Annotated in this window: 9 protein-coding genes, 2 tRNA genes and 2 rRNA genes; 10 read left to right on the top strand and 3 right to left on the bottom strand. The window is 31.1% G+C overall.

Translation table 11 applies throughout. From position 1 onward, the window contains the following. Window positions 1–236 (top strand): 23S ribosomal RNA (locus Q0K54_RS07285); the annotation flags it as partial. Between the two features lie 77 nt (window positions 237–313). Then, window positions 314–422 (top strand): 5S ribosomal RNA (rrf, locus tag Q0K54_RS07280). A gap of 161 nt (window positions 423–583) precedes the next feature. Here the strand turns inward: rrf and ptsP are convergent. Further along, window positions 584–2,293, bottom strand: coding sequence for a phosphoenolpyruvate--protein phosphotransferase (ptsP, locus tag Q0K54_RS07275; protein WP_294579677.1), 1,710 nt, complete (start codon window positions 2,291–2,293; stop codon window positions 584–586). A 308-nt stretch (window positions 2,294–2,601) separates the two neighbouring features. Between ptsP and nagB the strand changes: the two genes are divergently transcribed. From nagB to Q0K54_RS07250, 5 genes are all read left to right on the top strand, one after another. Beyond that, window positions 2,602–3,333 carry a glucosamine-6-phosphate deaminase gene (gene nagB, locus Q0K54_RS07270; RefSeq protein ID WP_294579675.1) on the top strand — a complete coding sequence of 244 codons (732 nt, stop codon included), beginning with the start codon at window positions 2,602–2,604 and terminating at the stop codon, window positions 3,331–3,333. A gap of 124 nt (window positions 3,334–3,457) precedes the next feature. Beyond that, window positions 3,458–4,699, top strand: a complete 1,242-nt coding sequence (locus tag Q0K54_RS07265; protein WP_294579673.1) for a deoxyguanosinetriphosphate triphosphohydrolase family protein — start codon at window positions 3,458–3,460, stop codon at window positions 4,697–4,699. A gap of 56 nt (window positions 4,700–4,755) precedes the next feature. Further along, window positions 4,756–5,703 carry a homoserine O-succinyltransferase gene (metA, locus tag Q0K54_RS07260; RefSeq protein WP_294579671.1) on the top strand — a complete coding sequence of 316 codons (948 nt, stop codon included), beginning with the start codon at window positions 4,756–4,758 and terminating at the stop codon, window positions 5,701–5,703. Window positions 5,704–5,767: 64 nt separating this feature from the next. Continuing rightward, window positions 5,768–5,854 (top strand) — tRNA-Leu (locus tag Q0K54_RS07255). Window position 5,855: 1 nt separating this feature from the next. Next, window positions 5,856–5,929 (top strand) — tRNA-Thr (locus tag Q0K54_RS07250). 49 nt (window positions 5,930–5,978) lie between these two features. On the opposite strand, the gene Q0K54_RS07245 is transcribed toward Q0K54_RS07250, so the two are convergent. Then, window positions 5,979–7,052 (bottom strand): hypothetical protein, encoded by a 1,074-nt coding sequence (locus tag Q0K54_RS07245; protein ID WP_294579667.1) that lies wholly within the window; start codon window positions 7,050–7,052, stop codon window positions 5,979–5,981. Window positions 7,053–7,092: 40 nt separating this feature from the next. Next, the gene (pepV, locus tag Q0K54_RS07240; RefSeq protein ID WP_294579663.1) at window positions 7,093–8,463 is read right to left on the bottom strand and encodes a dipeptidase PepV; all 1,371 of its coding nucleotides are present in this window, start codon (window positions 8,461–8,463) and stop codon (window positions 7,093–7,095) included. A 101-nt stretch (window positions 8,464–8,564) separates the two neighbouring features. Between pepV and Q0K54_RS07235 the strand changes: the two genes are divergently transcribed. From Q0K54_RS07235 to Q0K54_RS07225, 3 genes are all read left to right on the top strand, one after another. After that, the gene (locus Q0K54_RS07235) at window positions 8,565–8,999 is read left to right on the top strand and encodes an NUDIX domain-containing protein (protein WP_294579659.1); all 435 of its coding nucleotides are present in this window, start codon (window positions 8,565–8,567) and stop codon (window positions 8,997–8,999) included. A 66-nt stretch (window positions 9,000–9,065) separates the two neighbouring features. Beyond that, the gene (locus Q0K54_RS07230; protein ID WP_294579658.1) at window positions 9,066–11,216 is read left to right on the top strand and encodes a Tex family protein; all 2,151 of its coding nucleotides are present in this window, start codon (window positions 9,066–9,068) and stop codon (window positions 11,214–11,216) included. A gap of 4 nt (window positions 11,217–11,220) precedes the next feature. Next, window positions 11,221–11,955 (top strand): YiiX/YebB-like N1pC/P60 family cysteine hydrolase, encoded by a 735-nt coding sequence (locus Q0K54_RS07225; protein ID WP_294579656.1) that lies wholly within the window; start codon window positions 11,221–11,223, stop codon window positions 11,953–11,955. The last annotated feature ends 175 nt before the right edge of the window (window positions 11,956–12,130 follow it).

Below are 12,130 nucleotides of genomic sequence, written 5' to 3'. Positions count from 1 at the left end.
GACCGGGATGGACATATCAATGGTGGACCAGTTGTCACGCCAGTGGCACAGCTGGGTAGCTAAATATGGAAGGGATAAACGCTGAAGGCATCTAAGTGTGAAACCCACTTCAAGATGAGACTTCCCATTACGCAAGTAAATAAGACCCCTTAAAGACGATAAGGTAGATAGGTCAGGAGTGCAAGCATGGTGACATGTTCAGCGGACTGATACTAATAGGTCGAAGACTTGACCGGAAAGGTGGAAGCGCGATACAGAAAAGAAGCTATTATCTAGTTTTGAGTGATCTGCACTCAAAGAAAAAAAGAGAAGATCTGGTGGCGATAGCATGATGGACACACCTGTTCCCATACCGAACACAGAAGTTAAGCATCATAACGGCGAAGATAGTACGCTAGTGCAAAAATAGCAAGCTGCCAGTTCTTCTTTTTTTATTTGCTTTTTTATTATTTGTTTCTTGATTGATCTGATTTTTTTTAAAAGTTCTGCTTTCATATTAATAAGTAGAACTTTTTTTGTTATCATATAGCTTAAAAAAATAAAAAGTTCCAATTTTAGATTTGGAACTTTTTTTGGTTTTTTATTATAATTCAACAGTTTCTTTAACTAGAGCAACTACTTCATCCATAGTTCCACAGTTAATAGCTTTTTCTGCTAATTTTTCCATATCAGCTTTATTCATAGATCTGATTAATTTTCTTTGAGCTAAAATAGATGTAGCAGACATTGAGAATTCATCTAAACCTAAACCAATTAGTAATGGGGCTGCGATAGCTTCACCAGCCATTTCACCACACATACCAGCCCATTTACCTTCAGCATGAGCTGATTCAATTACGTGTTTAACTAAACGTAAAATTGATGGATGGAATGGTTGATATAAGTAAGATACACCAGAAGACATTCTGTCAGCTGCAAAAGTATATTGAACTAAGTCATTAGTACCAATTGAGAAGAAGTCAACTTCTTTAGCTAATTGATCTGCAAGTACAGCAGCAGCAGGAATTTCAATCATGATACCAACTTGGAATGTATCTGATACTTTGATTCCTTCAGCAACTAATTTATCTTTTTCTTCCATTAAGATTCCTTTAGCTTTTCTAAATTCATCTAATGTTGCAATCATTGGGAACATGATTCTTAAGTCACCATATACAGATGCTCTTAATAATGCTCTTAATTGTACTCTGAAGATATCTTCTCTTTGGAAACATAAACGAATTGCACGTACTCCTAAGAATGGATTCATTTCTTCAGGCAATGGAAGAGCTTCAATTTTCTTGTCACCACCAACATCAAGAGTACGAACAACAACAGGTTTACCATTCATACCTTCTAATACTTCTTTATAAACTTCAAATTGTTGTTCTTCTGTTGGTAATTCAGCAGATTCCATATATAAGAATTCAGTTCTAAATAATCCAACACCTTCACCACCATTGTCAATTACACCTTTGATATCTTTAGGTGAACCAATGTTAGCTACTAGTTCAACTTGATGTCCATCAACAGTGATAGATTTTTCATTTTTCATTTGTTTTAATTCTTCTTTATAAGCAATGAAAGCATCACGTTTTGCTTCATATTCTTTGATTTCTTCTTCAGTTGGATTGATAATAACAATACCAGCTTCACCATCTAAGACGATTAAATCTTCGTCATTTGCTTGTTCAGTAATTGTTTTACAAGAAACTACTGCAGGAATTTCTAATGAACGAGCCATGATAGCTGAATGTGAAGTTCTACCACCAATATTAGTTGCAAAACCTTTAACTAAGTTTTTATTTAATTGAGCAGTATCTGATGGAGTTAAGTCATCAGCTATAATAACTACTTCTTCATCAATTAATGCTGGGTTAGGTAAAGATTTTCCTAATAAGTTAGCTAATAAACGACGAGATACGTCTTTAATATCTGCTGCTCTTTCTTTGAAATATGGATCATCCATACTTTCAAACATCATGATGAACGTATTTGCAACTTCATCTAAAGCAGCTTCAGCATTGATTTTTTCATTTTTAATTTTATCTTCAACTTGAGATTTTAATTCAGGATCTTGAAGAACCAATGCATGTGCATCAAATACGGCAGCTTCTTCAGCTGATAAGTTTTTTGCAGCTGCTTCTTTGATTGATTCTAATTCTTTTGCAGTATGTGCCATCGCTTCATCATATTTTTTGATTTCTGCGTCAACATCATCTACAGTAACTTTTGTTACTGTTAAATCTGGCATTACTAGTTTGTATGCTTTAGCTATCGCAATACCACTAGATGCCCCAATACCTTTTATCATATAAAAACACCTCCATATATAGTCTATTTTACCTTATTTAGAGGAAAAAATAAAGGATTATTGGTGGTAGTTGTTGTTATTTTTACACATTTTAGACAACGCTTTCATCAATATTATTTTTTGTAGAAATAATAAGAAATAATGCGGTTTTAAATGTTGTATAAAGATATTTATTGAGTGATTAAACTTTGTTAAAAATGTAAATTTAAGTTCGATTGTTATTTGAATCAGATATCGCTATAACTTTTTTTAGTTGTCACTTGAACATTGAAAGCAAAAATAGTATTATATACACGGAGGGACGAAAAATGAAATTAATTATTGTAGAGAATTATGATGAAGCTAGCCAAGAAGCGGCTAAAGTAATGTTGGAAGTAATTAAAAATAATCCAACAGCAAATTTAGGATTGGCCACTGGGTCAACACCAATAGGCTTATACAAATTGATGGTTGAAGATCATAAGAAGAACGGGACTTCTTATAAAGGAATCAAAACATTTAACTTGGATGAATATTTTGGATTAGAACCAACTCATCCTCAAAGTTATTATTATTTTATGAATGAACACTTGTTCCAATATGTTGATATCGATATGAATAATGTACATGTACCTAGTGGTGCTGGAGATATTGAAAAAAGCTGTGCTGAATATAATGAATTATTAGCAAATAATCCAAGAGATATTCAATTATTAGGAATTGGTTCTAATGGACATATTGGTTTTAATGAACCAGGAACACCATTTGATTCAGTAACTCATATTATTGAATTAAAAGAAAGTACTCGTCAAGATAATGCTCGTTTATTCTTTGATGGAAAAATTGATGAAGTACCTACTCATGCAGTAACTATGGGTATTTCAAATATTATGGAAGCTAAGAAAGTATTATTAGTTGCTTGTGGTGAAAATAAAGCTGAAGCGGTTAAAGTTTTAGTTGAAGGTGAAAAAACTGTTGATGTACCTGCTAGTGTACTTCAAGATCATGATGATGTTACTGTTATTGTGGATAAAGCAGCAGCTAGTTTATTAACTAAATAATTGAGGCTTTTAAAGGAAAGAAATTATTCTTTCCTTTTTTAAATCCTTTTTTTTATCTTTAAAATCATTGCCTTGGTTTGTAATATATGTTTAAAGAGCATATAATCATAATAGGTGATGAAAAATGACAAAGAATTTATTTATTAATGAGGCAATGAATGAAAATAATCCTAATTTTAAAATTGCTATTAAAAGATTAGATCCAATATATCAAAGAAATTGTGATTTGCGGACTGAGTTTGGACGTGATTATACAAGAATTATATTTAGTCAGGCATATCGTCGATTAAAACATAAAACTCAGGTCTTTTTTGCAGTTAAAGATGATCATGTCTGCACTCGCAGCGAACATGTTAATTTGGTTGAATCAATTAGCTATACAATAGCTAATTATTTAGGATTAAATACGGAACTGACAAAAGCTATTGCGGTCGGACATGATTTAGGACATGCGCCTTTTGGTCATGGTGGTGAAAAAATTATCAATGAGATTGCTTTAAAATATAATTTAGCCAGTTTTTGGCATGAGCGTAATAGTCTTCATTTTATTGATAATATTGAAACATTAGAAGATGATGGACATTATCGTCATAATTTGAATTTAACTTATGCCATTAGAGATGGTATAATCTCGCATTGTGGTGAGATGTCACAAATGCAAATAAAAAAACGTGATGAAGCGATAGATTTAAGTCAGTACCAATATCCGGGGCAATATAATCCTTATACGTGGGAAGGTTGTATTGTTAAAATAGCTGATAAAATTGCCTATCTAGCTCGAGATATTGAAGATGCTTTACGTTTAAATATTTTAAAAGAAGACAAAGTCACAGATTTAAGAAACGCAATAAATACTATAACAGCTGATTATCAGTTTAATGCAATCAATAATGGTACGGTTGTAAATTATTTTATCCAAGATGTTTGTCGTAACAGTAGTCCTGATCAGGGAATTGCTTTATCAAAAGAAGCTTTTGACATTATGAAAATGATCATGCAGTTTAATTATCAAAACATCTATTTAATTGACCGAGTTAAAATTCATAATGATTATGTTAAATTGATGTTACATTCAATTTTTGATTTTTATTATAAATATAGTTTAAAAATAGACAAAACATCTAATATGATCGATGAACTGCTAAAAGATCAACAGCAGTTTCCTCATACAATTAATGGTTTTGTCCACTGGTTAGAAAAATATAGTAAAATGCCTAATTTCAAACGACAAGAAATTTATCATAATAAAATTATTTATGATTTTATTAATGATGATCATGCTGTTGTCAAAAGTATTTTAGATTATTTGTCAGGAATGAGTGATGCTTATATTATTCAAATATTTAATGAACTAATTTCGTTTTAGACTTAAAAAAAATGTAAAGATATGGTAAACTAGACAATATATTAGGAGGGGAGTATATGCCAATTAAAATACCTAATGATTTGCCTGCCAGTAAAATATTAAGAGCAGAAAATATTTTTGTTATGGATGAAAATCGTGCTCTGTCCCAAGAAATCCGACCTTTACAATTACTTATTTTAAATATTATGCCAACTAAGATTGTAACCGAAACGCAATTGTTAAGAATGTTGTCAAATACTCCATTACAAATAGAAGTTGATTGGATTCATATGGCAAGTCACGAATCCAAAAATACTTCTCAGGAACACTTGTTAGCGTTTTATAAGACATTTGATGATATTAAAGAAAAAAACTATGATGGTTTAATTATTACTGGGGCACCGGTAGAACGATTGAAGTTTGAAGATGTTGATTATTGGCCTGAAATGGAGAAAATTTTAGAGTGGGCCAAAACCCATGTTTTTAGTTCTTTCTTTATTTGCTGGTCTTCACAGGCAGCTTTATATTATTATTATGGGATTCCTAAATATGAACTAGAGGAAAAATTAACCGGTGTTTATTTTCATTATACTAATATTGATAAAATGAAAAGAAAAATCTTACGCGGTTTTGATTATCAATTTTATGCACCGCATTCACGTTATACTACAGTTTTGGCAAAAGATATCGATCAAGTACCAACCTTGGATATTTTGGCCCAAAGCCAGGAAGCTGGAGTATATTTAATTGCGGAGACCGATGGCTCTCGATTTTTTGTTACTGGACATCCCGAATATGATCCAGATACTTTAGATAAAGAATATCGGCGTGATTTGGCTATTTCAAAAGATGCTACAATGCCAAAAAACTATTATCGTAATGATGATATCAATAATGAAATATTAGTAAAATGGCGCTCTCATGCGTATTTATTATTTAGTAACTGGTTAAATTATTATGTTTATCAACAAACACCATATGATCTAAATGATTTAGAGTCGATTAAAATGGGAAAAAAAGACTAGAATTTCATTTCTAGTCTTTATTTTTTACCCATAATTTGGTAGAATTTATTTACAGCTTATAATTGCAGACATGGCGAAACTGGTATACGCGCTATCTTGAGGGGGTAGTGGGCGCTAGCTCGTGCGAGTTCAAATCTCGCTGTCTGCACCATGCCGGTGTAGTTCAATGGCAGAACGCATGAATGGTAATCATGAAATTCAAGTTCGATTCTTGGCTCCGGCACCAGTTTTAAGTAAAATGAAGACATTTTACTTTTTTTTATGAAAAAAAAGAACTATTTTGCTAGTTCTTTGTAAGGTTGAAAAGGGAAGTTAAATCCAGTGTAGCGGGTTGATTTTGTATTTAGATAATTTTTAATGAGCGTTGCAGTTTTGGGAGAAATTTTATCAATTCTAAGAGTTTGAGCATGATAGATACATAAAGGGGTTATGTATCTTTTTTTGGCAACAACACTGATGCAATATTTATCTTGAATTGGTTGATTGCTTTTAATAATAGAGGTTGTATGTAGAAAGTTTCGAAAGCTTTCTTTCAGGTATTGATCAGGACAATTTAAAATACGATCAATAATTTCAATTTCAGATAATGAGTATAGATCATCAATGGTTAAATATTGGCTATTAATCATTGATTTGACGATATCGGCAATAAACTGCATTACCGTTCGATCTTCATCACTGATCCATGTTTTCCAGAGTTCGACACTTGACTGAATATAATGTTCACTAAGTTTCCAATCCATAAAAGCCAGTTCATCTTGATTTTCTTCATTTTTGATAATGATAATATTGTCATATATTTGTTCAATCATATTTAAATCCCAAATACGTAAAAAAGCTAGACCGCTTGAAAAAGTATATTCAAAGCGATCAGCACTTAATCTTGGAGTATCATTATCGGCAATAGGATAAAGATGATAATTATCAACTTCACTTAATTTGATTTGATCACGATTTAATAAAGTCATTATTTCTGATGAGTTTTTAATTATATCACTAGTCATAGCTTCTGTTGATTCTTGTTTTAAAGCATCATCGTTCATAAAATCAATACAATGTTTAAAAGCTGGAGTTGCAATGTCATGAAACAGGCCAGCTAAAGTTTGTTTTTTATCATGAGTAAAATGCCAAATGATCAAGGCAACACCAATACTATGGTCAAGAGTGGAATAGAAATAGTTAATATTGAAGAGTTTAGAATAATCAGTGCCACAGTTCATTGAAATACCGGCTAGACGTTTCATAGCAGGTGTGTGAATATATTCTAATAACCACTTGGGAAATTCAGGTGCTAAAATTTTGAAGTAAGCTTGAATTTCTGGATGAAGTTGATCGATATAATTTAACATAGCTGTAGATAAAATTAAAAATCTCTAATTAAAGAGATTTTTAATCAGCTTTGATTAAATTGTAAATTGCATGGCAATAAATTTCTGTTGCTTTTAATAAAGAGTCAACTTTGATATTTTCATTATTACCATGAATTAAATTATCTTCACCTTCAAATTCAGCACCAAATGCAACACAGTTAGGCATTGATTTAGCATAGGTTCCACCACCAATTGCCTGTGGCTTAGCTTCAACATCACCAGTTACATCGACATATGCCTGATGTAAATTAGAAACTAGAGTTGAATCAGGATCCATATATAGAGCTTTACCAATATCGTGAGTTTCATTTAATTGATAATTATTACATGCTTTTTGGAATTTAGCTACCATATCATCAAAATCCATATCATGAGGACAACGTAAATCTAAAACAATTTTTAAATTTTCTTTGCAATAAGAAATAATTCCAAGATTCATAGTAAGTGGTCCCATCAAACCAGTAAAATCAATTCCTAATTTTTTACCATAATAATCATCAAGATATTCTAAAATAAATGATACTACTTGATTATCAACTACTGTTGCCAGATATTTACATAAATAAACAACGGCGTTTTTACCTTCTTGAGGAGTACTGGCATGAGCTGATTTTCCTTTTAAAACTAATTTAGTATGATTGCCTTCTTCTTCAATTGTACCAGTTAGATTATTTTCATTTAAGAAACTTTGGTAACTTTCAACATATTGTTTATAATTGCCTTCAATAATAGCTTCACAGGTTTCTGGGACGATATTAGGTCTGGTTCCAGCATTTAAATAAATTAAACCATCTTTTTTAACATTACCAGTTATTTCAAAACTACATCCAGCTTTTTCACCATAAACTACTGGGAATCCGGCATCAGGGGTAAATCCCATTGTTGGATAAGGCATTTTAGTAAAATAGTACTTAACACAATTACTACCTAATTCTTCATTGCAGCCAAAGATAACGCGCACTTTCATCTTTTTAGGAATATCTAAGGCATTGACAATTTTAGCAGCGTAGTAACTGGCAATTAATGGTCCTTTATCATCGGCAACACCACGACCATATAATTTTCCATCTTTTTCAATTACATGGAAAGGATCACTATCCCAACCTGCTTCATTGACTGGAACAACATCTAAGTGACCCAAGATTCCTAAAACTTCTTTACCTTCACCGATATCAATATGTCCAGCGTGACCATCAACATCTTGAACTTCAAAGCCATCACGGCGGCCAATTTCTAACATGGCGTCTAATGCTTTTCGATTTGCTGCTCCATATGGTGCAAATAGAGCTACCGTACTATCATCTTGTGTTGATGGAATAGCACATAATTTTTTTATATCTTCAAGCATTTGATCTTTTATTTTCATTACTTCCGATTTAAAATCAATCATTATAATCACCTCAAAAATAATTATAACACTATTAGTGGGATTTTTTAAACAATTTTAGTAATATTAGTGCTATGATATAGATAATTATAGGAGGTTAAAAGATGGAAAATGTTAGATTTCATATAACGGTGAAAGGAATTGTCGTTTTAGATAATAAGATTTTGTTACTAAAAAGGGTATTGCCTTCTACTGATGGTTTAGGGTATTGGGAATTACCAGGCGGTGGTTTAGAATATGGTGAAACTCCTAATCAGGCTTTAATTAGAGAACTAAAAGAAGAAACTGGATTGGATATTATCATCATTAAACCAGCATATACTTTTACTAAAATTAGAACTGATTATCAAACAGTTGGAATTGGGTATTTATGTATTCCTGAAAATGACCATGTTCGCTTATCAAATGAGCATACAGATTATCGCTTTGTAACTACTGAAGAAGCAAAGGAATTATTAGATGAAGAGATTTTTAATGATATCATCTATACTATTGAAGAGTATTATTTGGGATTAGATTTAAGGAAAAGTAAAGTTTGATTTTGATTGACTTATTTTAGCTTTTAAGTCAAAATAGATAGGTCAGACATTTTAAAGGAGATTATAATGAACGAAGAAATTATTAAAACAGTAGCTAATGAATTAGATATAAGTAATAAACAAGTTGAAGCTGTTCTTTCCTTATTGCAACAAGGAAATACAGTTCCTTTCATTGCTCGTTATCGTAAAGAGGCAACGGGTGGCTTGAACGAAGACCAGATTAGAGAAATTGATAAGTATTATCAATATCAGATAAATTTGCTTAAACGAAAAGAAGATGTCATTCGTTTAATTGAAGAAAAAGGTATGATGACTGATCAATTAAAACAAGATATCTTAAAAGCTGATAAGTTGAATATTGTTGAAGATCTATATCGTCCTTATAAAGAGAAAAGAAAAACAAAGGCAACTGTTGCCAAAGCTAAAGGATTAGAACCGTTAAGTAAATGGATTTTAAGTCTTCCTAATGGTGATTTAAATTTAGAAGCTAAAAAATATTTAAATGATCAAGTAGCTAATGAAGATGAAGCAATTCAAGGTGCTTTAGATATTATTGCTGAAATTATTAGTGATGATATTAAATATCGTAAATTTGTTAAAGATATTATGTATAAATCAGGAACGATTGAAACTAAAGTTAAGAAGAATAATCCTGATGAAAAGAAAGTTTATGAGATGTATTATGATTTTCATGAACGAGTTAATAAAATTGTGTCTCATCGTATTTTAGCGATCAATCGCGCTGAAAAAGAAAAAGTAATTACTGTCAGTATCGCTATGGATAAAGATTTTTTGATTCAGTATATTAATCGTGGAGTTACTAAAAATCGTCATAGCAGTGTTAATGAATATATTTTAAAAGCAGTAGAGGATAGTTTGAATCGATTGTTGTTACCTTCAATTGAACGAGAAGTACGTCATGAATTGACTGAAAAAGCCAGTGAACAAGCATTGAAAGTCTTTTCAATTAATTTAGAAAAATTATTAATGCAGGCCCCATTAAAAGACAAAATGGTTTTAGGTGTAGATCCTGCTTTTAGAACTGGATGTAAGCTGGCAGTAGTGGATCAAACTGGTAAAGTGTTACATATTGATAAAGTATTTATCACAATTCCTAAAAATAATTACGATAAGGATAAAAAGATTTTGTTGGATATTATTAAAAAATATCATATCGAAATTATTGCTATTGGTAATGGTACAGCCAGTCGCGAAAGTGAAGCCTTTATTGCTCAGTTGATCAAAGATAATAATTTAGATGTTGATTATGCCATCATATCAGAAGCCGGGGCATCGGTTTATTCAGCTAGTAAACTGGCTAAAGAAGAATTTCCTGATTTTCAAGTTGAAGAACGTTCGGCCGTTTCAATTGCACGAAGATTACAAGATCCATTAGCTGAGTTAGTTAAAATTGAACCTAAAGCAATAAGTGTGGGACAATATCAGCATGATATCAATACTAAACAGCTAGAAGAACAATTAGATTTTGTGGTTGAAAAAGCAGTTAACAGCGTGGGTGTCGATATTAATACGGCATCAGTTTCTCTGTTACAATATGTATCAGGATTAAATAGTGCCGTGGCTAAAAATATTATTAAATATCGTAATGAACATGGAAAATTTACTAATCGTGAAGAAATTAAAAATGTTAGTAAATTAGGAGCTAAAACATATCAGCAGGCAATTGGATTTTTAAGAATTCCTGGTGCCAATGAACCATTTGATGAAACAGCAATTCATCCAGAAAATTATCATCAGGCAAAACAATTGTTAAAAATAATTGATGCTGATTCTAGCTTATTAGGAACTAAAGAAATCAATCAAAAATTAACCTCTTTAGATCGAAAAAAAGTTGCTGAAGAATTAGGAATTGACAGCTATACTTTAGATGATATTATTGATAGTTTTGTTAAACCTAATCGTTCACCGCGTGATGAATATCCAACACCATTGCTTAAAAAAGATATTTTAAAAATTGAAGATTTAAAACCAGGTATGCAATTAGAAGGAACGGTTCGTAATGTTGTTGATTTTGGCGCTTTTATTGATATTGGCCTAAAAAATGACGGATTAGTTCATATTTCTAAGATATCTAATGAAAGAATTAAGCATCCTTTGGACAAACTAAGCATAGGTGACATTGTTGAAGTATATGTCATTGATGTTGATGTCAATAAAAACCGTGTTGGTTTAAGTATGATTAAAGACAAAGGATGAGTTGATGAAAAAACGGGTTTTAATTATTGTAATATTGATTATTACTGTTTTGGGATTATCTTATAATTATTTTTCTGATCGACAAGAAACAGTAGTCTACCAGGAAAATACTGAATTAGTTGAAGTGATTAATTATGATGAATTATTAGATTATTTAAATTTATTTCAACCAGGAGATATTATTAATATTGAAAATACTAATTATTTAAGTTCTTATGCTATTCCAGGACGCTGGAAGCATACAATCTTTTATTTAGGAACTTATCAACAATTTACTGATTTTTTTACTGTTGAAGATAAGTATTATCAAGAGATATTGTCTAAATATCAAACTTTTGATGAAATTTTAGTTTTGGATAGTAATTCAACCGGTGTCAAGATCAGAAACCTAGATCAAATGGCAAATTTAAAAAGTGATTCTTATCTAAAAGCATTATCAGGTTATCGTTTTAATGAAGAATCTAGTTTTATAAAAAATTATTTAAATAAAGCTTTAGATTATTTAGGGACTCCATATGATTATGGGATGGTTACTTATGATGATAGTGCTTTATATTGTAGTGAATTAATTTATTATGCTTTGCTTGCAAATAATATTGAAATCACGCAAACAACAACAGTTATTGATCGTAATCTCATTACCCCAAGTAATGTCAGTGATTTTTTAGAAACCCAGTCTAATGTAGAACATGTCTATTTATTAGAAAAGAAAAATGGACAGGTAATAAATCAATGTTAAAACTGCAATTTTTAAGTTGTTAATATTGAAAAAAAGCTATTGGTAATTTTTGAACCGCCCCTGTCAAGTAGACAGGTGAAATAATTAAAAATGTTTTTGATGAAGTTGTCAAAGAGGCAACTTCATTTTTCTTTATGCAGCTAATGTTGTATTACTTGTATAATGTTCTCGTTTA

The sequence above is a fragment of the uncultured Thomasclavelia sp. genome (assembly GCF_944324745.1).
Taxonomy (GTDB): Bacteria; Bacillota_I; Bacilli_A; order Erysipelotrichales; family Coprobacillaceae; genus Thomasclavelia.
This window is presented reverse-complemented; position numbering and strand designations above follow the sequence as displayed.

Excerpts from the sequence above, each read along its gene's own strand:
- ptsP (WP_294579677.1), bottom strand. The coding sequence starts at position 2,293 with ATGATAAAAGGTATTGGGGCATCTAGTGGTATTGCGATAGCTAAAGCA.
- nagB (WP_294579675.1), top strand. The coding sequence starts at position 2,602 with ATGAAATTAATTATTGTAGAGAATTATGATGAAGCTAGCCAAGAAGCG.
- Q0K54_RS07265 (WP_294579673.1), top strand. The coding sequence starts at position 3,458 with ATGACAAAGAATTTATTTATTAATGAGGCAATGAATGAAAATAATCCT.
- metA (WP_294579671.1), top strand. The coding sequence starts at position 4,756 with ATGCCAATTAAAATACCTAATGATTTGCCTGCCAGTAAAATATTAAGA.
- Q0K54_RS07245 (WP_294579667.1), bottom strand. The coding sequence starts at position 7,052 with ATGTTAAATTATATCGATCAACTTCATCCAGAAATTCAAGCTTACTTC.
- pepV (WP_294579663.1), bottom strand. The coding sequence starts at position 8,463 with ATGATTGATTTTAAATCGGAAGTAATGAAAATAAAAGATCAAATGCTT.
- Q0K54_RS07235 (WP_294579659.1), top strand. The coding sequence starts at position 8,565 with ATGGAAAATGTTAGATTTCATATAACGGTGAAAGGAATTGTCGTTTTA.
- Q0K54_RS07230 (WP_294579658.1), top strand. The coding sequence starts at position 9,066 with ATGAACGAAGAAATTATTAAAACAGTAGCTAATGAATTAGATATAAGT.
- Q0K54_RS07225 (WP_294579656.1), top strand. The coding sequence starts at position 11,221 with ATGAAAAAACGGGTTTTAATTATTGTAATATTGATTATTACTGTTTTG.